The sequence below is a fragment of the Pseudomonas sp. LG1D9 genome, assembly GCF_002949995.1.
GTDB classification, from domain to species: domain Bacteria; phylum Pseudomonadota; class Gammaproteobacteria; order Pseudomonadales; family Pseudomonadaceae; genus Aquipseudomonas; species Aquipseudomonas proteolytica.
The window spans coordinates 2,165,667-2,187,580 of the sequence record NZ_CP026881.1 but is presented as its reverse complement, the minus strand read 5'-3'; the positions used below and the strand labels follow the sequence as shown (position 1 = coordinate 2,187,580).

Annotated in this window: 24 protein-coding genes and 1 riboswitch; of the genes, 14 read left to right on the top strand and 10 right to left on the bottom strand. The window is 53.9% G+C overall.

The window, feature by feature from the left end; genetic code table 11:
• Positions 1-80: 80 nt before the first annotated feature.
• The 3 genes from C5F71_RS10510 to C5F71_RS10500 all read left to right on the top strand — a co-directional run bounded on the left by C5F71_RS10510 (position 81) and on the right by C5F71_RS10500 (position 2,751).
• Positions 81-464 carry a hypothetical protein gene (locus C5F71_RS10510; protein WP_104911089.1) on the top strand — a complete coding sequence of 128 codons (384 nt, stop codon included), beginning with the start codon at positions 81-83 and terminating at the stop codon, positions 462-464.
• 273 nt (positions 465-737) lie between these two features.
• On the top strand, positions 738-1,559 hold the full coding sequence (locus C5F71_RS10505; RefSeq protein WP_058421621.1) for an isocitrate lyase/phosphoenolpyruvate mutase family protein: 822 nt from the start codon (positions 738-740) through the stop codon (positions 1,557-1,559).
• A gap of 100 nt (positions 1,560-1,659) precedes the next feature.
• Positions 1,660-2,751: a bifunctional transcriptional activator/DNA repair enzyme AdaA gene (locus C5F71_RS10500; RefSeq protein WP_104911088.1), complete on the top strand. Its 1,092-nt coding sequence runs from the start codon at positions 1,660-1,662 to the stop codon at positions 2,749-2,751.
• Between the two features lie 118 nt (positions 2,752-2,869).
• On the opposite strand, the gene C5F71_RS10495 is transcribed toward C5F71_RS10500, so the two are convergent.
• The 4 genes from C5F71_RS10495 to C5F71_RS10480 all read right to left on the bottom strand — a co-directional run bounded on the left by C5F71_RS10495 (position 2,870) and on the right by C5F71_RS10480 (position 6,143).
• Positions 2,870-4,417: an IS66 family transposase gene (locus tag C5F71_RS10495; protein ID WP_058421619.1), complete on the bottom strand. Its 1,548-nt coding sequence runs from the start codon at positions 4,415-4,417 to the stop codon at positions 2,870-2,872.
• 81 nt (positions 4,418-4,498) lie between these two features.
• A complete protein-coding gene (tnpB, locus tag C5F71_RS10490; protein WP_088513857.1) occupies positions 4,499-4,834 on the bottom strand; it encodes an IS66 family insertion sequence element accessory protein TnpB in 336 nt (111 codons plus the stop codon).
• Positions 4,831-5,163: a transposase gene (locus C5F71_RS10485; RefSeq protein WP_256588125.1), complete on the bottom strand. Its 333-nt coding sequence runs from the start codon at positions 5,161-5,163 to the stop codon at positions 4,831-4,833. Before C5F71_RS10485 ends, tnpB begins: the two co-directional genes overlap by 4 nt.
• A gap of 347 nt (positions 5,164-5,510) precedes the next feature.
• Positions 5,511-6,143, bottom strand: coding sequence for a hypothetical protein (locus C5F71_RS10480; protein WP_104911086.1), 633 nt, complete (start codon positions 6,141-6,143; stop codon positions 5,511-5,513).
• 248 nt (positions 6,144-6,391) lie between these two features.
• Between C5F71_RS10480 and C5F71_RS10475 the strand changes: the two genes are divergently transcribed.
• The 3 genes from C5F71_RS10475 to C5F71_RS10465 all read left to right on the top strand — a co-directional run bounded on the left by C5F71_RS10475 (position 6,392) and on the right by C5F71_RS10465 (position 10,780).
• Entirely contained in the window at positions 6,392-8,308 is a 1,917-nt protein-coding gene (locus C5F71_RS10475; RefSeq protein ID WP_074908480.1) for an ATP-dependent endonuclease, read from the top strand.
• Positions 8,305-9,969, top strand: a complete 1,665-nt coding sequence (locus C5F71_RS10470) for a UvrD-helicase domain-containing protein (RefSeq protein WP_104911085.1) — start codon at positions 8,305-8,307, stop codon at positions 9,967-9,969. The genes C5F71_RS10475 and C5F71_RS10470 overlap by 4 nt, the downstream gene beginning before the upstream one ends.
• A 508-nt stretch (positions 9,970-10,477) precedes the next feature.
• Entirely contained in the window at positions 10,478-10,780 is a 303-nt protein-coding gene (locus C5F71_RS10465; RefSeq protein ID WP_074908482.1) for a nucleotidyltransferase family protein, read from the top strand.
• On the opposite strand, the gene C5F71_RS10460 is transcribed toward C5F71_RS10465, so the two are convergent.
• Complete coding sequence (locus tag C5F71_RS10460) at positions 10,770-11,219, bottom strand: 3'-5' exoribonuclease (protein ID WP_074908483.1); 450 nt, start codon at positions 11,217-11,219, stop codon at positions 10,770-10,772. The two genes, C5F71_RS10465 and C5F71_RS10460, sit on opposite strands and share 11 nt — an antisense overlap.
• A 453-nt stretch (positions 11,220-11,672) precedes the next feature.
• Here C5F71_RS10460 and C5F71_RS10450 point away from each other — a divergent pair, with 453 nt between their 5' ends.
• Positions 11,673-12,008, top strand: a complete 336-nt coding sequence (locus C5F71_RS10450; protein WP_104911083.1) for a hypothetical protein — start codon at positions 11,673-11,675, stop codon at positions 12,006-12,008.
• A gap of 256 nt (positions 12,009-12,264) precedes the next feature.
• Here the strand turns inward: C5F71_RS10450 and C5F71_RS10445 are convergent, their stop codons facing one another.
• Positions 12,265-13,227 carry an arsenic resistance protein gene (locus tag C5F71_RS10445; protein ID WP_104911082.1) on the bottom strand — a complete coding sequence of 321 codons (963 nt, stop codon included), beginning with the start codon at positions 13,225-13,227 and terminating at the stop codon, positions 12,265-12,267.
• Between the two features lie 92 nt (positions 13,228-13,319).
• Here C5F71_RS10445 and C5F71_RS10440 point away from each other — a divergent pair, with 92 nt between their 5' ends.
• From C5F71_RS10440 to C5F71_RS10410, 7 genes are all read left to right on the top strand, one after another.
• Positions 13,320-13,754 (top strand): helix-turn-helix domain-containing protein, encoded by a 435-nt coding sequence (locus C5F71_RS10440; RefSeq protein ID WP_104911081.1) that lies wholly within the window; start codon positions 13,320-13,322, stop codon positions 13,752-13,754.
• A 161-nt stretch (positions 13,755-13,915) separates the two neighbouring features.
• A riboswitch (Fluoride riboswitch) is annotated at positions 13,916-13,976 on the top strand.
• A gap of 143 nt (positions 13,977-14,119) precedes the next feature.
• The gene (gene crcB, locus C5F71_RS10435) at positions 14,120-14,503 is read left to right on the top strand and encodes a fluoride efflux transporter CrcB (RefSeq protein WP_104911080.1); all 384 of its coding nucleotides are present in this window, start codon (positions 14,120-14,122) and stop codon (positions 14,501-14,503) included.
• A gap of 10 nt (positions 14,504-14,513) precedes the next feature.
• Positions 14,514-14,867, top strand: a complete 354-nt coding sequence (locus C5F71_RS10430; RefSeq protein ID WP_104911079.1) for a DUF190 domain-containing protein — start codon at positions 14,514-14,516, stop codon at positions 14,865-14,867.
• Between the two features lie 2 nt (positions 14,868-14,869).
• Complete coding sequence (gene ppa, locus C5F71_RS10425; protein ID WP_055135310.1) at positions 14,870-15,400, top strand: inorganic diphosphatase; 531 nt, start codon at positions 14,870-14,872, stop codon at positions 15,398-15,400.
• 310 nt (positions 15,401-15,710) lie between these two features.
• Positions 15,711-16,913 carry a Na+/H+ antiporter NhaA gene (nhaA, locus tag C5F71_RS10420; RefSeq protein ID WP_055135311.1) on the top strand — a complete coding sequence of 401 codons (1,203 nt, stop codon included), beginning with the start codon at positions 15,711-15,713 and terminating at the stop codon, positions 16,911-16,913.
• A gap of 241 nt (positions 16,914-17,154) precedes the next feature.
• Positions 17,155-18,324, top strand: a complete 1,170-nt coding sequence (chrA, locus tag C5F71_RS10415; RefSeq protein WP_104911078.1) for a chromate efflux transporter — start codon at positions 17,155-17,157, stop codon at positions 18,322-18,324.
• Between the two features lie 223 nt (positions 18,325-18,547).
• Positions 18,548-19,093, top strand: a complete 546-nt coding sequence (locus tag C5F71_RS10410; RefSeq protein ID WP_104911077.1) for an arsinothricin resistance N-acetyltransferase ArsN1 family B — start codon at positions 18,548-18,550, stop codon at positions 19,091-19,093.
• A gap of 33 nt (positions 19,094-19,126) precedes the next feature.
• On the opposite strand, the gene C5F71_RS10405 is transcribed toward C5F71_RS10410, so the two are convergent.
• The 4 genes from C5F71_RS10405 to C5F71_RS10390 are packed head-to-tail and all read right to left on the bottom strand — an operon-like array spanning position 19,127 to position 21,912.
• Positions 19,127-20,200 carry an ArsO family NAD(P)H-dependent flavin-containing monooxygenase gene (locus C5F71_RS10405; RefSeq protein WP_055135314.1) on the bottom strand — a complete coding sequence of 358 codons (1,074 nt, stop codon included), beginning with the start codon at positions 20,198-20,200 and terminating at the stop codon, positions 19,127-19,129.
• A gap of 37 nt (positions 20,201-20,237) precedes the next feature.
• Positions 20,238-20,660 carry an arsenate reductase (glutaredoxin) gene (arsC, locus tag C5F71_RS10400; RefSeq protein ID WP_007247287.1) on the bottom strand — a complete coding sequence of 141 codons (423 nt, stop codon included), beginning with the start codon at positions 20,658-20,660 and terminating at the stop codon, positions 20,238-20,240.
• A 20-nt stretch (positions 20,661-20,680) separates the two neighbouring features.
• Positions 20,681-21,394, bottom strand: coding sequence for an arsenical resistance protein ArsH (arsH, locus tag C5F71_RS10395; RefSeq protein ID WP_055135316.1), 714 nt, complete (start codon positions 21,392-21,394; stop codon positions 20,681-20,683).
• 47 nt (positions 21,395-21,441) lie between these two features.
• Positions 21,442-21,912, bottom strand: coding sequence for an arsenate reductase ArsC (locus C5F71_RS10390; RefSeq protein ID WP_003395039.1), 471 nt, complete (start codon positions 21,910-21,912; stop codon positions 21,442-21,444).
• Positions 21,913-21,914 lie beyond the last annotated feature (2 nt).

The window sequence follows — 21,914 nt, the reverse complement described above, 5'->3', positions numbered from 1 at the left end:
TAACCTCCCACGATACCAGCGCTCCTGGTCACGTGTGCAATTCTTGATAACCACCTACAGACTGCAACCGGAGCCCAATGATGCTGGACACGATAGATGTGAATTTTCACGGCAAACGCCATACAGATTTTGATCTAAAGCGAATTATAAGGGCTCAAGAGCAGGGCTTCGACATGCCCGTCACTGCGTACCTTTGCGGGGTATCCATAAGGGCGCGCGCAGGCATCGGCGTGGTGTTTGGCCACAAGCGAAAAGACCAGCACGGACGGTTTGGCGATGGCCACCTGATCAGGACTTCTGATGTGGTCAAGGTCGAGCGCGAAGGCCGATTCTGGGTTATGACAACCGTTAATTCACGGTATGTGCTCGCGACGTTTCAGAGGGGTAATGGGCGTAAAAGTTTGAGGGATTACCAGCGTCTGGCATCAGGGCAGCCACACTTCACTCCCCGCATTCTGCAATAACCCTCTTCAAGTCAGATTCGACATGTGGTGGGGCAGGTATCTAACAATTTGTGTAAGCGTCCGGGGAAGTCATCTACCCGATCCCTGCGATGACTGGATGTGTACGGCAACATCTTTCAGCAGGCTTTTGAGTAGCTATTCACCCATCCCTAGCCCGCAAAAACTATATTCGCTAGCTCTTAAATCACTGTCGATTTCTCGGTGGAGACGTCGGTGTAGTCAGCTTACGATAGCGCGATCTGCATCTGTCTTCTCTCACCGAGGTACCACTGAATGACGCCACTAAGTGCGGTTTTCCGCAACCTTCACCAAGATAATTTGTTGGTACTCGCCAACGTGAGCGATGCTGGCAGCGCACGTATTGTCGAGAGCGTAGGGAGTAAGGCAGTCGCAACCAGCAGCGCCGCCGTTGCTTGGGCGCATGGATACCAGGATGGCAATCAACTTCCCCTAAAACTGCTGACTACTACAGTTGAGTCAATGGTTAGAGTGCTTACAGTCCCCCTCACGGTCGATGTCGAAGGGGGCTATTCCGACGACCTTGAGTCGGTTGCTAAAGTTGTTGACTGCGTAGTTAGGGCTGGAGCGGTTGGAATCAATATTGAGGACGGAACAGGCAGCACCGATCTGATTTTGCGAAAAATCGAAGTGGCAAAGAAGGTAGCAAACAAGCATGGAATCGACCTGTTCGTGAACGTACGAACTGACGTTTATCTGAGATGTTTGGTAGAACCAGCGCGACAATTGGCAGAGACCCTCTTCCGTGCATCGCTGTTCGAGCAAGCAGGTGCAGACGGCATTTTTGCGGCTGGAATGGTTGAGAAAAACGACATTGCTACACTGTGCGAGGCAACGCGGCTACCCGTCAACCTGCTTGCCTGGAACGGCCAACCCGGTATGGATGAATTAACGAGCCTAGGCGTCAAACGGCTAAGCGCCGGTTCCAGCATTGCTGAATTCTTATACGGCGCCAACAAGGCGGTAGCCAGGAGCTTCTTGCGAACGGGAAAGCTTTTCGAGTATCCATTGGACGCATATACCTACAGCGACCTGAATAGCCTCATGGCAGCAAAAAAACACCTAAGCGAAAAGTAATCTTCGCTCTATCAATCTGTGATTCGCATGAAAATCGCCGCTGCTTTCCGCACCTCGAAAGCGATTTTTCACACCCATTCGAGGACGAGGCTACGCTCTAATGAGATCTTACAATCACGCTCTTCCGCCCAGAAGCGAGATGGTAAATGCAATGCTATGCAGCGACACCGCCTATGAGGGCGTTTTTTTCACTGCTGTCAAAACTACAGGTATTTTTTGCCGCCCTACATGTGGTGCACGTAAGCCAAAGCCCGAGAATGTAGAGTTTTTTTCGCAGGCCAACGAAGCGATGGCGGCAGGTTATCGGCCTTGCTTACGATGCAAGCCATTGGATCTCGCGGCTTCCGCGCCAAATTGGGTCAAGGGGCTACTGGCCTCTGTATCTGCATCACCTGACGCTCGCTGGAGTGATGCTGAACTAACTACGCGTGGTATCGATCCGTTACGCTTACGCAGGTGGTTCAAACAAAATTTTGGCATGACTTTTCATGCATGGATGCGTTCTAGAAGGCTCGGTGTCGCCCTAGGCCGGATTTCTTCGGGCGAAACGCTGGATAACACAGCATTTGACTTAGGATACGAGTCATTGAGTGGCTTTAGAGATGCTTTCAAAAAAACATTTCAAATGCCCCCCGGTAAGGCAACTGAAACGTCGCTCCTGCTTTATCGCCATCTGACTACACCGTTGGGCCCAATGATTGCCATGGCAGAAGAACGAGGTTTGGTACTCCTCGAATTTCTTGACCGACCGGCCCTAACCGCTGAATTAAACGAACTGCGTGGGCGTCATGGGTATTCAATTGCGCCTGGCGAGCATCTCTACATCAAGCAGATCGAAGCTCAACTAAAACTTTACTTTGATGGAAAACTAAAAAGGTTTTCAGTACCGCTCCATATGCCAGGCAGCTCTTTTGACAGGCTTGTTTGGGCAGAGCTTCTAAAAATCGACTATGGAACCATTTCAACCTACGGTGCCATCGCTAGGGGCATCGGTAAGCCAGGTGCAAGCCAAGCAGTGGGCAATGCAAATGGACACAATCGCTTATCTATTGTCGTGCCCTGTCACCGTGTCATAGCGACAAATGGTGCACTCGCCGGATATGGCGGAGGACAGCCCAGGAAAGAATTTTTACTGCGTTTGGAGAAGAATGCTTTGCAAATGACTCAACAGAACGAATTCCTGTTGAATTAGTTGCTAAGCAGAATATACGCAGACACAACGACTCCTCAGAGCGTCTTTGTAAAGATCCGTCGGCACTTATTTGCTAGCTAAACCAATGATATGCGTCCGGGCATCCCGTCTTGCGCAACTAAACCGGCTGCCACCTATGCGGCAGCAGCTCCGCAATCTCACTTGCCCGCTGCGTGGGCAGGCGCGTGAGGACGTCCTTCAAATAAGCATACGGATCATGCCCGTTGAGTCGCGCCGACTGGATCAAACTCATGATCGCCACTGCTTGTTTTCCGCTGCGCAGTGATCCTGCGAAGAGCCAGTTCTTGCGCCCCAACGCCCAAGGCCGGATCTGGTTTTCTGCCCAATTATTGTCAATGGGTATGGCGCCATCATCGAGATAGCGCGACAGAGCCGTCCAGCGTTTGAGGCTGTAATCCAAAGCCTTGCTGATCGCTGAGCCATCGTGCACAAGTAGGCGCTGGGCGATCATCCAGGCATGCAAAGCGTCCATCACCGGTACGGCTTTTTCTTGCCGAATTCGGCGGCGTAAATCCGGTTCCAAGTGGCGGACTTCACTCTCGATTTCGTAAAGCAACTGGATGTAGCGCAAGGCCTGTTCGGCGAGCTGGCTCTTGTTCGTGGCGTGCAGCTCGAAGAACTTGCGCCGTGCATGGGCCATGCAGCCAATCTCGGTGACGCCCAGTTCAAAGCTGGCCTTGTAGCCGCCAAAATCATCACAGACCAGCTTGCCTTTCCAGTCTTGCAGGAAGTTGCGTGCATTCTCTCCGGCGCGGCTCGGACTGAAGTCGTAAACGACCGCTGCCAAGTCCGAGAACTGGCTGGTGGCGTAGGCCCAGACATACGCGCGATGGGTTTTCTTTGCGCCCGGCGTAAGCATCTGCACCGGCGTTTCATCGGCATGGATTACGCCATGTTCAAGAACAGCATCGTGCAGGGCATCGACCAGCGGCTGCAACTGCACGCCACAGCTGCCGACCCATTGCGCCAAGGTCGAGCGGGCAATGGCCAGACCGGCCCGACCAAAAATCGACTCCTGACGATAGAGCGGTAAATGGTCGGCGAACTTGGCGATCATCACGTGGGCTAGCAGGCCGGCGGTCGGGATGCCCTTGTCGATGACCTGCGCCGGAACCGGTGCCTGGATCAGGATTTCGCACTGATCGCAGACCCACTTGCCACGGATGTGACGCTCCACGGTGAACACGCCCGGCGTGTAGTCGAGCTTCTCGCTTACATCCTCGCCGATGCGCTTGAGGACGCAGCCGCACTGGCAGTGACTGTTATCGGGTTCGTGGTGGATCAGGGTGCGCGGAAACTGCGGCGGCAAGGCGGTACGTTTAGGTTTTTGCCGAGCCTCGGTCGAAACAGTCGCGGGTTGCAGCGCTTCAAGCTCGGCTTCGATGGCCGCGATGTCGGTGTCGATCAGGTCATCAAGCAGGCTGGCCTGATCCGGGCTTAGTTGCTCGCTGCGCTTGGCAAACTTGAAGCGCTTGAGCTGCGCGATCTCGTGGGCCAGTTTCTCGTTGACCGTTTTGTGATGGTGAATTTGCTTACCCATCGTCTCGACTTTCTGATCGAGATTCTCGACACGCTGCATCAACTGCGCCGCCAGAGCACGCAGTTGTTCAGGGTTTAAGTGGTCGAGATTAGGAAGCGAAGTCATGCCGCCGATTTTGCCAGAACAGCCTAAAAGCGACGATAGGCTCATCGGACAATTGGACGGCCTGGCTGGTCGTGGCAGGCGTTATATGATGGAAATTACACTGCCTGGGCCAACTCTTTGCCAAGGCAAACCCAGCACCAAGGCATGCAGTTGTTCGGCACCTAATTCCATCTGAGAGCCGTGTCGAGAACCCGGCCAGAAGAACTTGCCCTGATGCAGGCGGCGCGCCGCCAACCAGATACCCAACCCATCGTGCACCAGCACTTTCATTCGATTGGCGCGGCGGTTGGCAAACAGATAAGCACAGTGCGGCTGAGCCGCACCGAACACCGCGACCACCCGCGCCAGAGCAGTGTCGGTACCGGCACGCATGTCCATAGGCTCGGTGGCGAGCCAGATGGCATCGATGCGGATCATCGCAACAAGTCTCGCAGAAAGGTGGCGCAGGCGGCAGCACTTTCGGTCGGCCAGTTCACTTTGACGGTGCCGCGCGGATGTGAGATTTCGAGACAGATAGTCGGTAACGCAGCCTGCGAATTTGCTCCGGCTGGCTGCAAGGGCAACGGAATGAACGCGGGTTGCAGCGCCATGGCTTTCTGCGTTTGCACTCGAATCCATTTATGGACGAGGTTCGCGTTAAGGCTGTGGCTCAGCGCGACATTGGCAATCGAGGCCCCGGGCTGGGCGCACTCTTGAATGACCTGGGCCTTGAAGGATTTGGAGTAGGAACGGCGTTGTGGCTGCATGAAAGACCCGCTTAAAAGGCTAGAAATGGTGTCCACTTAAATCAGGTGGACACCATCGCCTTTGGCGTCGGGGTCAGGAAGGTGTGTTGGCCGGACGCATACCAATTTGTGGGCGTTTTGGATGGTGAATGGAAGATAAGGAACTGTGCTTCACTGTAAAAACGACCCAGTCAGAAGCGCTTTTGCCACGGTTAAATTGCACTGGCATTGCCGATTGAAGACTCTAGGTTGCGCGACACTGCGTTCGGAGCAGACACAGCGTCGCCACCTGTATTTACATTCGTATGATCCGTATTCGAACGTCAAGGCTCTGCGTCATATTAGGTCGCCAATGCTCAGCTATGCAGCTATTTTCCGTTAGGTGGTTGTTTAGATAACTGCTCCACGCGCTGGGTTATGAACAAGTAAAGATTGGTAGAGAACATGCCTACTAATATTGCCACCAATGACATAGTGTAAAAGCTATTAGGGGTGCTTAGTGCATCCTTCATATCAATCCCGCGTGGAGCTAGATGTGGCGCTACGAGAGACACCAATACTCCGCTCTTTATGCTTATCCAAGAAAAGCAGGCCATGAAAGCCGACCCTCCTACCAAAGGCAGCTTATCCACAATGCGCACTTCGGAAAGGAGCAAGCGAGTTCCCGCACCTACGGCACCTAGCAAGAATGGGATCGTGAGCAGTACCCCTGCGTTGAATGCCTGACTAAGAAAGGCCACAGTCTGCTCGTCGAGCTTGTAAACCCCTGGATTCACGTACACGGCGGTGGCAATGATGGACATCGCCCCTACAAACACTGCGAAGGCCAGGATCAACCTGTAGTTTTCGCTCCTCCTCTTAGCACGAGCGGCGGTGTCATCAACACCAACTGAAGCAGCCTCATTGAAAGGATTCAACTGGGACGACTGCGGATCTTGCGATGCATCTGAGGCGTTCGACGGGGTAGCGGATTGGTGATCCTGATCACACGTACAGCTCATGTATCTTCCTTAGTAATGTATTGCCATCGAACCCGACAAGGGGGGGCACGGAAGCTTGTTCTTTTCCGCTTAGCAAGCTTATACCAATGCAGCGGGGAGAAGACGAACTGGTCATTTGCGTCATGTTGAGGGCTGTACCAATGTAGACCTATGTCGGTAGATGGCCTTCTACCGCCATCGCTTCAAATCAGCTTATTCTCCAACCTACCTGACTGGTGAATGCCAGCACACACGGACGGAGATAGGTAATGAAGCTGCAGAGTGTTCGCCTGAGTAATTTTCAATCCTTCGGGGAGCCAACCTCAATTTCATTCGAGGACTCCACCTTTTTGATCGGCCCTAACGGGGCTGGCAAGACCGCCGTCCTACAGGCTTTATGCCGCATGTTTTGCTTCGACCCGTCACTTCGTAGGATCCGGCGATCCGATTTCTTCGTTCCTTTTGATGAGGTTGAGCCCCCTGAAGAGCGCTCTCTTTGGCTAGAAGCCGACTTCATCTTCCCCGAGCTGCTGGAGGAGGAAGACAACGCAACCGTAGCTCCTCACTTCGCCCACATGCGCATGGACTCGCCAGATGACATCCCTCGTGTCAGATACCGTCTGGAGGCTACGATGGGCGTTGCTGGTGATATCGAGGAGGCGCTTTTGTACGTGCTGGATGCCAGCGATGAGGGGGTTGCACTTACCACTACACCGGTGACTCGGCATCATCGCAATGCAATCCAGATGCATTACCTACCAGCAAGGCGCGATCCTGCTGATCACATTACCTACGGAGCCAACGCATTGCTTGGGCGTTTGCTTCGTGCGGTGGATTGGGAGTTGGATCGTGAAGTCGTTCAAGAGCTCACTGATCAGATCAGCGAATCGCTGTCCTCCAACGTATCCATCAAGGCCTTCAGTGAAATCCTGAGCAGCACTTGGAAGGGCCTTCATCGTGGCACCTTCTTTTCTGATCCGAAGCTGACCTTCATCACGTCGGAAATCGAGTCTCTGCTTCGTCACATGTCGGTGTCTTTCACTCCTGGGCATGACGATCACCTGGTGGATTTCTCGCGGCTGTCCGATGGTCAGAAATCGATGCTGTATCTCTCACTGGTCTTGTCATCTCATGCGATAGGTCGTGCAGTGTTGAAAGGGGAGTCGACGGCATTCGATGTACAGCGGCTCAAGCCACCATCGTTCACCCTGATCGCAATCGAAGAACCTGAGAACAGTCTCTCACCCCACTATCTGGGGAGAATCGTCAATGCTTTGAATAGCTCGATTGGCGGATCAGACTCTCAAGCGCTGATTGCTACCCATGCGCCCTCCATGTTGCGTCGTGTAGAACCTGAGCATATTCGGTATCTACGACTCAATGAAAAACGTGTCACCAAGGTATCGACGATCCAGTTGCCCGAGACTGACGGGGACGCTAGGAAGTTCGTCAGGGAAGCCGTCCAGGCGTTTCCAGAGATCTATTTCTCTCGCTTAGTTGTTCTAGGGGAAGGTGATAGTGAGGAAATCGTTCTCCCACGAATCCTCAAGGCCAAGGGGGCACCGGTTGACGAGTCTGCTGTCACCATTGCTCCGTTGGGAGGACGCCATGTGAACCATTTCTGGCGGCTCCTGGAGGGCCTGGGTACTCCGTATCTAACGCTGTTGGATTTGGACGTTTCCAGATACCAAGGAGGGTGGGGCCGGATCAATTACGTCAATACTCAGTTAAAAATTCACAATCCAGCGAAACAGCTACCCACCCATTGGCAGATCCCGGCATGGAACGTGGTGAACGTACCAATTGGGGAAGGAACTCACTGTGGTGGCCTCTATGTACTCCAAGAGCTCGAGAAACGGGGAGTCTTTTTCTCAGCCCCCATGGATCTCGACTACTCAATGATAAGCTCATATCCGGAAGCCTACAGTGTAGAGCGCGAAGTTCCGGATGACGATGTTCTCAAGGCTGTCCTAGGCAAAAAAAGACATGAGCCAGGACAGTATTCAAAAGAACAGCTGGAGCTTTTCGCCACCTATCACTCTAAGTTCAAGCTGGGCAGCAAACCTGCTGCTCATATCGCAGCACTCGCCGAACTCACCGATGAGGAAATTTTAGAGAACTTACCGTCTTCGTTCAGCCGACTTGCTGATGCGGTGATTGCTGCCCTAGAAGGGTTGCCGGAATGACCTCCGTGGAAGTTTGGTTGCCCGCTGACGGGTTAACACTTGAGAAGAATGCGTTGCTTGCGGTTAAGGAGCTGGAACAATCACTGGCTTTAACGGCAGGGCCGGGAGCCGGTAAGACGGAGGTGTTAGCGCAGCGTGCCGACTTTTTGCTCAGAACTGGCGAGTCGCGATACCCCAAACGAATTCTGGCCATCTCATTCAAGGTCGATGCAAGCAAGAACCTGAAGCAGCGTGTACAGAAGAGGTGTGGTTTCGAGCTTGCATTACGCTTCGATAGTTACACCTTCCACGGCTTCGCAAAGCGCATTGTCGACCGGTTTAGACCGGTATTGGTGGGAGCAGACTACCTGGAGCCTGGCTACAAGATTGGTACCGAATTCGTTCATGGAAAGCAGGTCAAGTTCGACCAATTGATTCCGCTGGCCTTCAAGATACTGTCCTCTTCTGCGGCGGCTCGCAACGCTCTCTGCCAAACCTATAGCGATGTCTTCCTAGATGAATTCCAGGATTGCACCGCTGAGCAATACGAGCTGCTGCACCTCATTTTTCTAGGTAAGCCTATACGCTTGACGGCTGTGGGTGATGTGAAGCAAAAGATCATGGGATGGGCGGGGGCAATGGACGGAATCTTTGCTCGATTTGTCGATGACTTTGGCGCGAAGCCCCTTCATCTTTTCAGAAACTTCAGGTCGAAGCCTCGGTTGCTGCGTATGCAAAATGAGGTAATTCGAGCCCTCGATCCTGATGCCGTCATGGCCGGGGAGCTTATTGCCGGCGACGAAGGAGAGATCATTGCTTACCACTTTGATAACTCTGAGCGAGAGGCGGCCCACATAGTCAACGCGATTCAGCAATGGGTCACGGTTGACCAGATTCCGCTGCATGAGATCGCCATCCTGTTTTCCCGGCAAATTAGTGATTACGGGACATTCATCATGGATGGCCTAGACGCAGCTGGCATCCCGTATCGAAACGAGCACCTATCTCAGGATCTGGTCAATGAGCCGGTCGCACGCCTGATCATTGACTACCTCGCATGCCTTTATAGGCCGAGCGAGCCGAAAGGATGGATGCGGCTGATGGAGCAATTTTCTGTGGTCGATTCGGAAGACAGCGAATCAAAGGTGCAGGCAGTCTTCGAATCGATCTACGGAGGTCATCGTAAGCGAGTTAAAGCGTTAGCTCGTTCTACTCAGCCTTATGATTTCTGGTGGGAAATGGCTCAAGAATTCCTTGGGCAAGTGGGGCTACCCATGTTGACGTCAATGTCCCCAGACTATGAGGCAAAAGCTAGACTCGGAGAAGTTGTGGATCAGACCCATCAGCAGCTCAATGTGCTGTATGAGCAAGGTTATGATCTGCTGAGTGCTTTGGATCGATTCTCCAATGATCAGGCAATCAGACTGCTAACGATTCACAAAAGCAAGGGACTAGAGTTCCACTCGGTCATCATGCCTGCGATAGAAACTCAGACGTTTTGGGGAAAACCTTACGATGAGCGATGCTCTTTCTTTGTCGGAGTTTCTCGAGCGAAAGACCGGTTGCTGCTGACGAACTGCGAGAGGCGCTTTACGCCGCCGACACATCCTGCGAGGTGGCGTGAGGCACGTAGCCAGCATGCCGAGTTCATAGGGTACATCGCCCCGTTCCTATCCACATGAGGCGTGAACGCAGATCCAATTCATCTGGGGCGAATCACCAGTAATTTTTCTCAAAGGTCTCGCTAGGCTAGCAAATAAAAACGCCGTGTTCGTCGCGGCGTTTTTATGCGTACTGGACAGTCTTCACGTGGCTTCTGGATACCCCCCTCGATCTCAATACCCTCGTGTTTGGAAATGAGCTACAGCGAGGTGTCGGCGCTGATTGAAAACTGACCCACCCTGCCGATTGAAAAATGACCCAGGGCAGATTGCCGATTGGTCATCAGCAATTGTGAATTAGCGTAGCAGTCCGCTCCCCAAAGGCCTAAAGCCCCATCACATGTGTGCATATGACAGGGCATATTCCAATGGAGATCAAAATGGCTCGTCGTCCTCAGCGGCAACACTTCTGCATGACCCTCATCTATATTGGTGTGATGGCCGAAGCGTTCAGCGCATTAGGGCATTCTTCAGGCAGTGAGTCGGTCTGGTCACTCAGCCATCATGGTCGTGGTTCGAGGAGAAAGGCATGAGCCCCACTGACGCGATACGAGGAAAGGAAGGGGAGGTTCGACGTCTGATCGAGGCCTATGGCTTCATTGAGCCCAGACTATTCGGCTCTGCCGCTCGAGGCGATGATCACGAAGGGAGTGACCTCGATCTGCTCGCCACTATCCCTCCAGCTCTAATCGGCAAGATTTCCTTGTTCGACATCGCCGAGCTCGAGGATGAGCTCCAGGCCATGGTGGGCGTCCCGGTCGACTTCCACGTCTGCAACAACATGCCCGAGCACCTCAGGCAATCCATTGAGCGTGAGATGGTTACGCTGTAGCTGTGAACATGCTTGCGATGATCCTGGCGTCGAGCAGGGCATGGTGAGGCAGGTCTTCCCCATCGTTTGTCGCGGCCAGGGTCGTGGCATCAGTAGGAAAGTTTCTGACGTTCTTGGGCCATTTTCCATCGTGATAGGCGAGCTCGCAAAACAGCTCCCAGTCGTAGACAGGGGCGTCAGTGACAATCTCGAGCTCTTCATCGTAGGTTGCCAAGAAACGTAGGAGTGCTGACCTGGCCTCGGTCAGAGGCATGGCGTACTCACCACCCCAGAGCTGTGGCAGTACGATCTTCTTCACGAAGTCACTGCAGTCATCAACCTGCCACGTATCCTGCAATTCAACGTAGAATTCCCGGCGATCCTGGCCAACCAGAGCCAGGGAGATCAGCTTCGCCTGCTCGCTGAGCTGAGAGAATTCAGAATCTAGAAAGAGCCTCATGCTTTTGAAACTCCGTAATGACTAGGGCACGCCTGACTATGGCGCATGAGGGGCAACTATGGGAGATGGCCCTCGAGCATTTTGGCTCAGACGGACTGCTCCAGGTGGTAGTAGATATGTGGAGCCATGCCGCTCTTCCACCCAGGCCAGTGGTGGAACACCTGACCACCAAACAGGTGAGCCAGGGTGTTCTGAATATACTGAAAATTGCCCAAGAACGGGGCGGGGCGTTCGTACTAGGTCGAGCGCCAGTTGCGGGCACAGTGACTTTATACGCTCGTCACGCCAGTGACCTGGCTGACGGGCTTATTACGCGACTGCCGAAGGAGCTGCTATCGCGAGCATGGAGAGGCTCCTGTCTAGAAATCGACCTAGGCATTTAAAGTCAGGGCACCGTGGCGTAGCCATCCTACTAGAATCCATTGAGCTAATTTCTGCTCCATTGAGAAGTTTATGAACGCTGACTTAACTGAAGAAGAAATGCGTCGTGCATTGTTTGGTACGGCTGAGGCTGAAAGTCAGGTGCCTGCTGTTCCAGTTCAAGAGCCTGTGCCTGAGGTTGTATTCACGAAGCCGGTAGCAGCTCCCGTAGCCAAGAAGAAAGTGGCGAAAGCATTCACGCCAAGACTCAAGGTCACGCTACGGGTCGGAAACGAATTCGAAGGGAAGATGCATGAGTTGATCCACGAGGCCGACACGTTGAGCTCGTTGCTCGCTGAGCAAGAGGCTGTGAGGGCTGCAAGGAAGAAATACAAATACGTGGAAGTGGAATCCGTTAAATCGATGTAGCACACGCCTCAAGTTTAGGTCGGACAAGTGCAATGTATTTTCAGATAGTCCGCCGACAAGTCACTGTAAAACCCGAGGGGTAGAAGGTTAAAACTTTCTGAAGCGCCTGTTCTTTGATATTTGAAAACCACCAAGCCCGAACAGCCGTGATTTTTTAATGATCAGTGGCTGTCTAAAAAATGGCACAGGAGGGCTTCTTGGGGCGCTGCTCGGCGGTATCTCGGCCCACTTGGCCCCCACCAAGTTGTGGTTGACGCTACGCTTTTCGCCAAACCAATGCAGGAATTACCCGGATGTAAATTAGCTCGCTGACCAATTCAATCAGCGTTTGGGTGATGACTGCTGCCGCAGCTAGCCCTCTGATTTCTTCGGGTAGAGCAAGTGCCAAGGGCAGAACCACCAACGAGTTCCGTGTCGAGCTACTGAACGCTACTGATCTTGCAGTGATGGCCGGCAATTTGAATACTCGCGCAACCAGCGCACCAACCAATGGTGCCAAGAGCATGAAACCAATGTAGACAGGAATGACGGGCAGCAGCTTGTCCATGTCTCTGACCACCGCTGAAATCTGAGAGCCGATCACTACGACCAATACCGCCGCCATAGCCGGCACAGGCATCCAAGCCCAAGCGTTGTTCCAACCCTCAACGACGCGTGACCTTTTTGCACCGGCAGCTGTTGCTACCGCCAATACAAAGGGCAAAGCAATCAGCACTACGAAAGCCTCAACAAATGGGCCCACCGATATAACCACCGCCGAGTCATTACCCAGCATGAAGGCCAGATACAGGGGCAGTAGCACAAGCTGAAGCAATAGTAGCAATGGCGTTGCCGCCAGAGTCAGTTTGGAGTCGCCCTTACCGATATGGGTAAACACCACCACATAGTCGATACAAGGCGTCAGCAAGACCAACAGTGCGCCCGCCAGAATCGCGGGGTGATCCGTTATGCCCATGGTCAACGCCCAAACCAACAGGGGGATGGCGACGAAGTTGGCTGTGAGCAGCGCCGTCATGAAACGCTTGTTTGCGAGCCCTTCACGGAGATCCAGGAATGGGATCTGTAGAAACATGGCGTACATCAGCACAGCGATGGCTGGTGTCACCAACGCACCTAACGCTTGAGAAGCATTAGGTGCGAGCAGACCTCCGATAGCAGCGACAATGACCGCGACGAAGTAGACGGGAATCTGGTTCTTCTCTAGCTGTTCTCTGTCCACGAAATGCCCTTAAACGCGTGAAATCAATTTTCGATTGAGCAGGGTAATATCTGTAGCCACTACAGGTTCAAGAAAATGCTTGGGGAATTCGCATGTCAGGAATTGGGGCGTTGTCTAAATCAACGGGTTGCCACATTGAGACGATTCGCTACTACGAGAAAATAGGCCTTTTACCGCCGGCCCTGCGGTCGACCGGCAGGCACCGAATCTACACAGAGAAGCACCGTTCAAGACTCGTGTTCATCCGTCAGAATCGTGAGTTAGGCTTTCCCCTAGACGATATACGAGAACTCATCGCGCTCGCAGCAGATGCTGATCGTCCGTGTGCTGACGCACTGTCCGTGGTCAAGAAGCATTTGGCCGAAGTAGAGTTGAAAGTAGCCAAACTCCAGCAGATTCGAATTGAGCTGCTTTCCATGGCAGGCGCTTGTGAGTCAACCTGCCTGGGCTCAAACACCTCTGATTGCACTATTGTTGAGTCCTTGTTCGAACCCGCAGCAGGGACACGTTCCAGATGCTGCTCGTGATCAAGGAATTACAGCTATTCGACATCAAAACAAGCAGTCACATCAGAAACGGCATGGAACGTTGTTAAACCACCGTCTATTAACCGTCACTTGAGCGCTCGTGGGAGCTGCGATGCGAAGCCCGAAAAGGATATTGATGCCGATTGCTCAGATGCGGTAGGCTCAGGTTAGGAGATGGCATTCCTCCTTAAACCGCCTTGTGCTGATGATGCCTACGTGAACCCTGGACAGGGTGCGTAGGTGTGCCTCCCTGTCCCCAATCTAGGACAGGATATGACTTTACCCTTCGAGCTTTTCTTCTCTTTCCTCTTCCGCGCAAGCCGGTTGCCCGTTAGTCCACTCAGATCTGATGAGGTGGGCTCGCCATGCTGAAATCACTTGTAGTTATCGCCGTTGGCGCGTCACTTGGTGCCTGGTTGCGCTGGCTTTTGGGCATGAAGCTAAATGCTCTGTTCCCTACGATTCCTCCAGGCACAGTGGTTGCGAACATGATTGGGGGCTACATCATTGGCCTAGCTATCGCGTTTTTAGCCGCATCCCCTACCCTGAGTCCTGAGTGGCGCCTCCTGATCATCACGGGTTTCTGCGGTGGGCTTACCACCTTCTCCACATTTTCAGCCGAAACGGTTGCCTTGATTCAGGAGGGCAGACTGGTCTGGGCGCTTGGCTCAATTTCGTTGCACGTTGCAGGCTCGTTAGCGATGACCGCTGCGGGGCTTCTGTCCTACCAAATGATTGGTACTCGCTGAGGAGATAGAAATGAAAGGCTATATGGTCGTTTTCTTCACCCAACAAAACCGTCGTTATCAGGGAAAGATGCTAGGCGAATGGATCGTCGACGTGGCTAAAGAAATGGGGTTACGCGGCGCCACGCTCTGCACTGGAATCGAAGGGTTTGGGCACACCGGAAAACTGCATTCATCGCATTTTTTTGAGCTGGCGGATCAACCCACGGAGATTCGCTTGGCAATCACGGAAGATGAGGCAGAACGGTTGTTCACACGACTGGACTCCGAGGAGATATCGGTGTTTTTCACTAAGACGCCAATCGAGATGGGCACCCTTGGAAAAACGCCTTCCAGCGCAGCCCCCTCCACAACTTCGGAGCTATGAACATGAGCTACGCGGACATCCCAGCTGGCAAAGCCATCCCCGATGACTTTTTCACCGTTATCGAGATTCCTGCAAACCACACTCCGATCAAGTACGAAGTGGACAAGCCAAGTGGGCAGATCTTCGTTGACCGCTTCCTCAGCACACCGATGTTCTATCCGGCCAACTACGGGTTTATCCCGAACACGCTGAGCGACGATGGTGATCCGCTGGACGTCCTGGTGGTTTGCCCTTATCCCGTCTCACCTGGCGTTGTCATCCGCAGTCGCCCGGTGGGTGTGATGTACATGACGGACGAAGCTGGTGCGGATGCCAAGGTGATCGCAGTGCCTCATGAAAAACTCAGCTCAATGTACAGCGATGTAAAGGAGTGCTCAGACCTCCCTGCGTTACTCCTCGCACAGATCCAGCATTTTTTCGAAAACTACAAGGCACTGGAGCCGGGTAAGTGGGTGAAGATGGGGCGTTGGGGGAGCGCGGATGAAGCGCGGGAAGAAATTCGCAAGTCGGTAGCAGCGTATATCCCCAAATAGGCTTACTCCAGATTGAAATGCCACAGTCGGAGGATCGCGCTGAGGTGCGGGCATTTATGGTGGGTTTCAGTTGCTTCAATCATCAAATATCCGGGGAACCACACGCCTGTAAGGAATGATCAATGTTCGCTCGCCTATTGAGGATATGCGCTTGGAGCGTGCTCCTGAGTTTCGTGAGCGAGCCTCTGCCGGGGAACAGGCTGGAGGCTGATTAGGGCTTGGTGTAAATCGTTACAGGCTATGTGCCCTGCCGCGTTGGTAAACCTCGGATGTTAAAATAATCGCTTTGGATCAAAGCGTAAGGACACTGATGACTCACAGCAGAACTCCCGCAGAAACCCCTAGAGCAGCCGCGATCCTGGCTCGCTTCCTATCGTCGGAATCCGCTGGCGGTCTCGTACTGATGGGCGCAGCACTCGCGGCCTTAATTGTGGCTAACTCGCCTCTCTCGCAAGGTTATTTTGCCGCCTTGCACAGTGTCTGGCTGGGCATGTCTGTGGAGCATTGGGTCAATGATGGCCTGATGGCTATCTTCTTCCTGATGGTCGGCCTTGAGATCAAAAGGGAGGTTCTGGCAGGCGGGCTCTCCACTTGGGGCCAGCGTGCCTTGCCGGGATTTGGTGCTATAGGCGGCATGGTGGTGCCTGCGCTGATCTACATCGCAATCAACTGGGGGAATTCTGAGACCTTGAAGGGGTGGGCTATCCCTGCCGCTACCGACATCGCGTTCGCCCTGGGCGTCTTGTCGCTCCTAGGTAAGCGAGTCCCTACGTCGCTGAAGGTCTTCCTCGCCGCCTTGGCGATCATTGACGACCTGGGTGCTGTAGTCATCATCGCCTTTTTCTACACCACCGGTCTTTCCATGCCGATGTTGCTGGCATCGCTCGTAACCCTGGTCATTCTGATCGCAATGAATCGATTGGGCGTCAGACGATTATTCCCTTATTTGCTGGTCGGCGGTGTGCTGTGGTTCTTCGTGCTGCAGTCGGGAGTGCATGCCACCCTTGCGGGTGTCGCTGTAGCTCTGTGCGTCCCAATGGGCAAGCCTGAAGAGGAAGCCCGGTCTCCACTGCTATTCCTGGAGGAAAAGCTGCACATGTGGGTTGCGTTCGCTGTGGTGCCGATTTTCGGCTTCGCCAATGCGGGCGTTTCACTGGCAGGTATTTCCATGGAGAACCTAGTCGATCCGGTTCCTCTGGGTGTTGCGCTGGGCTTGTTGGTGGGCAAGCAGATTGGCATCTTCCTATTGGCTGCTCTTGCCATTCGTATGGGCCTGGCCAAACTACCAGAAGGCAGCAATTGGGCACAGCTTTACGGCGTTGCGCTCCTGTGTGGCATCGGCTTCACCATGAGCCTGTTCATTGGCAACTTGGCGTTTGCTGGATCAGCTCACCTGATTGACGAGGTAAAAGTCGGCGTGTTGATCGGTTCGACCTTGGCTGCAATCGGTGGAGTCCTGATTTTGCGTCGCAGCGCTGCGCCTGCCGTTGCCACAGCCACTCTATCGAGGTGATTAGAAAATGAGCTGACAGCAGAATTTCTCTCCATCAGAATTTCTGCTGTAGGAGCACCGTCTAACGAAGTGCCATCATTTTGTCGTTAGGATCACGATACAGTGTGCGACGGCATATCGAAGCCGAGATATGCCGGTGAGGGAGGCCGTCGTATTTGGTGTTCTATAGCAGTCATGTGGGGAGTAACGAATCTTGTCAGCCGAGGGACGTTCAAAGGGTGTTACGACTGAGTCCCCATGGATGGTATTTCTGGTATTCCTGCGCCTAGGTCTCACTTCTTTCGGAGGCCCGATTGCACATCTAGCTTACTTTCGCGAAGAATTCGTTGCCCGACGCCAATGGCTGAGCGAGCGCAGTTATGGGGATTTGATTGCCCTGTGCCAATTCTTGCCGGGGCCCGCCAGTAGCCAGGTTGGCATAGGTATAGGACTTTCTCGTGCCGGATTTCCAGGAGCAGTCGCTGCGTGGGCAGGTTTCACATTGCCTTCGGCAATAATCTTGGTTTTATTCGCTCAGGGTATGTCCGCGTGGGGAGGCGCGTTTCCGAGCGGTCTTTTGCACGGTCTTAAAATTGTCGCGGTGGCTGTCGTTGCTCAAGCCGTCTGGGGAATGGGCCGTAGTCTTTGCACTGATGCCCCTCGAATAACCGTCGCCGTGTTTGCGGCTTATGCTGCAATGCTTTGGCCACATGCTTGGGGGCAGATCGGCGTGATTTTCTTCGGTGCCGTCATAGGACTAATGCTCTTCAAAACCGATCAAAGCCAGACTACTGAGTCTTTGCCGATACCGGTGAGCAGGAAAGTCGGTGTGGTGTCGTTGCTGCTGTTCTTCGGCCTGTTAGCTGGCCTGCCATTGCTGGTTCAGTTGTGGCCCTCACAAGCGTTAGCTGTGGTAAACGCCTTTTTCCGCGCCGGGTCATTAGTTTTCGGAGGTGGGCATGTTGTGCTGCCGTTGCTTCAGTCGGCGACCGTGCCGAACGGATGGGTAGCCAATGACACGTTTCTTGCCGGATATGGCTTAGCACAGGCCGTACCAGGCCCACTTTTTACCTTCGCAGCATTTCTTGGCGCGTCCATGAATGCCCAACCTTCTGGTTGGCTCGGGGCTACCGCGTGCGTCGTTGCAATTTTTGCTCCTTCGTTCTTGCTCGTAATCGGCGTGTTGCCATTTTGGGAGCAACTGCGGAAAAGCTTACGCACCCAAGCCGCACTTTCAGGCGTAAACGCAGCAGTTGTAGGCCTTCTCCTGGCAGCCTTGTATAACCCAGTCTGGACGAGCGCCATATTGATTCCTACAGATTTTGGCTTGGCGCTGATAGCGCTTGTGGCTTTGATGTTCTGGAAGGTTCCTCCATGGTTGGTCGTCCTGGCGGGAGGTCTTATCGGATGGTTACTCAGCATTTTATTTTGAGGTCGGCTAAGCGATGCCGTCAGGACGGGTCGCTTAGCGCACGCTTACAGTGTTCTGCGTTGTTGATGCAGCCGATGAATTTGATGAGCCGAAGGTGCAGAACTGAGAACATGCATTGCGACCTGAATTTTAGATTTCACACAGCTCATTTTTTTCAAATGGGCTAATGGCGAAACTGATCCGGGAAAGGTAATTTTCAAACTTTTATTCAGGGACGACTCACATGCCTGTCAGAATTCGAGCTGCAGTGGTTACAGATGCACAGGCAATCCAGCGCATTTATGCTCCCATAGTTTCGAACACGGCGATCTCATTCGAAGAGACCCCGCCAAGCGGTGAGGAGATTGCTCAGCGGATAGCGACGACACTTCAGACGTATCCCTACCTAGTGGCCGAAGAAGGTGGGGAGATCGAGGGCTACGCCTATGCCAGCCAGCACCGCACACGTCCAGCCTACCGGTGGGCGGTGGACGTGACGGTGTACGTAGCTGAATCGGCTCGCCGTCAGGGCGTTGGCCGTGAGCTCTATGAGACTTTGCTTCCGATCCTTGAAAAACAGTGCTTTCGTGCAGCTTACGCCGGAATTGCTCAGCCCAATGAAGGCAGTGTGGGTCTGCACGAGTCGCTGGGATTCGTCCACATCGGTACATATCCGGAGGTTGGCTTCAAGCTTGGGAAATGGCACGACGTCGGCTACTGGCGGCTCGGACTGTGCCAGGCAACTCCGCCACTGGAGCCTATTCTCTTCCCCGATCTTGAAGTCGTATAAACAGTAGGCGCACTCGATTTGCTTCGCGAGCCATCAGGCTTCGCTTGTGAGATAGCTTTGGACTTGGTTGACTACATCTCGAGCGGTGCGGGTCACTCCGATCAATGTAGCGGAGGCTAGCCCCGTCCAATCGCCGTAGCCCACCAGCCACAGATTAGGTGAAGCAACACTCCGGTTTTCATTCACGGCGACTTTACCGTCATCGTCAACGATACCCAGGTTGCCCAGGTGGTCGAGCGCTGGAGAAAACCCAGTGCACCAGATGACGACATCCACCGCTGTTTCGTCTCCTGATGACCAAACAACGCCTGTTGAAGTGAAGTGCGTGAATGGCCGTACTGCGCTCAATACACCGCGTTCACGAGCGTCCTTCACCGATGGCACCATTACGATGTCGCCCAGCCCCCCAGCGGGTTGTTCAGGCTCCACACCTTCCTGTTGCGCCTTCAATCGAGCAGTAGCTCGTTCGAACAGGGCGCGCCCATCAACCTCATCAGGTAGAAACTTTGGAGCCTCTTGAGTCACCCAGGTTGCCTGAGCCACTTTAGAAACCTCGGCGTAAATCTGGGCTCCCGAGTTGCCACCACCCACGACAAGGACGGTTTTCCCCTCAAACTCATCCGGCCCAACGTAATGAGCGGAATGAAGCTGCTGCCCTACGAACAACTCCTGTCCGGGATAGCTCGGAGTAAATGGGCGGCTCCAGGTGCCTGTTGCACTGATAACCGCTTTGGCATCCCAGTTTCTATCCCCGGAGACAACCCGTAATCCTTCTTCGATTTTCTCGACACGGGTCACCCTGGTGGATCGGATGATGGGGAAGTCATATCGACGCTCGTACAGAGTCAGATAGTCGATAACATCATCACGGTGAGGTGTTTCTTCTGATACGGCAGGCATCGGCCAGCCTGCAATCGAGCTCCATGCCGATGGAGAGAAGAGTCGCAACGAATCCCAGCCATGCCGCCAGGCTCCTCCTGGTGCCGACTCCGCATCGAGCAGCACGTAAGACAAGCCTGACCGCTTCAAAAAATAGGCGACTGTCAGCGCGGATTGACCACCGCCAATGACCACAACATCAAGTTTCGAATTCTGACTCACCAGCATCCTCCAGGCTCAATCGCGGCACCTCACCGTCGTCGTATCAGACTCTGCGACCGTGCTCATCAATGACCACTTGGCCGTCCTCTTTGACGAAACTCCCACGCTGCTCTTGCGGTAACAAATCGAGCACAGCTTCTGACGGACGACACAAACGCGTCCCCAAAGGCGTCACGACGATGGGGCGATTGATCAGGATAGGGTGAGCCATCATGGCATCGATGAGCTGTTCGTTCGTCAGTGATGCATCGCCCAATCCTAGCTCTTCGTACGGAGTGCCTTTGATACGCAAAAGAGCCCGCACCCCGATACCCATATCCTCAATGAGTCTGACAAGTGTGGTGCGATCAGGCGGGTTCTTCAGGTACTCGATAACCGTCGGTTCTTCCCCGCTGTTACGGATCAACTCCAAGGTGTTGCGAGAGGTGCCGCATTCGGGGTTGTGGTAGATCGTGATCTGGCTCATATCGCTTCCCCGTACTGACGTTAGATGGAGCGCTGGTTGACGCGTTTGGAAAGCTCTTCGGCGGACTCTTTACGCTCGGAGTACCGATCAACCAAATAATCCTGGCGATCCCGCAACAGCAGGGTGAACTTCATCAGCTCTTCCATCACGTCCACGAGACGGTCGTAGTACGAGGACGGCTTCATACGACCTGTCTCGTCGAACTCGGTAAATGCCTTGGCCACCGAAGATTGGTTTGGGATGGTGAACATCCGCATCCATCGACCCAGTACGCGCAGCTGATTGACCACGTTGAAAGATTGCGAGCCGCCGCAGACCTGCATCACAGCAAGGGTTTTGCCTTGCGTAGGTCGTACAGCGCCAATCGCCAGCGGAACCCAGTCAATTTGGGCTTTGAATACTGCACTCATGGAGCCGTGACGCTCAGGGGAGCACCACACCTGTCCCTCAGACCATTGCATCAGCTCGCGCAGCTCAGCGACCTTGGGATGTGTATCGGGAGCGTCATCCGGAAGCGGCAGACCCGATGGGTCAAAGATCTTGGTTTCAGCACCAAACTCATTCAGCAGGCGTGCCGCCTCTTGCGTGACTAACCGGCTGAATGAGCGTTCTCGCGTTGATCCGTACAGCAGAAGAATGCGAGGTTTATGGAGCGAAGGAGTACGAGGCGACAGTTGCTCCAGCGAAGGAATGTCGATCAGGTCGGCGTGTACGTTCGGCAATGTGTCTTGCATATAAACTCCTACGGCGGCGCCTGGTTGGGTGCCGCCTCGGTAGATCTTTAAAGCGAACCGATTCGGTTCAGTTCAGCCTTCAACTGTTCAGCGCTGATGGTCTTCAGTGGCAGCGCAAGAAATGCGCTCACGCGCTCGTGAATTTTGGCGAGTGTGGTTTCAAAAGCTGCGGTGATCTCGGCTTCCGAACCGCTAGCGTCAGACGGGTCGGCCAGACCCCAATGCGCCTTCAAAGCTGGCCCAAAGAAGATTGGGCATGCCTCACCCGCTGCCCGGTCACAGACAGTGATCACGATGTCTGGCGGTGAGCCCTCAAAAGCATCCGAAGCCTTGCTGCTCAAGCCCGCCGTGGAGATACCCGCCGCCTCCAGCGTTTGCAATGCCCGTTGATTCACCCGGCCACTGGGAAAGCTTCCTGAGCTGACGGCTTCTACACCCTCGGGCGCCAAGTGGTTGAAAAGCGCCTCGGACAGAATGCTGCGGCAGCTGTTGTGAGTGCACATGAACAAGACTTTCATCA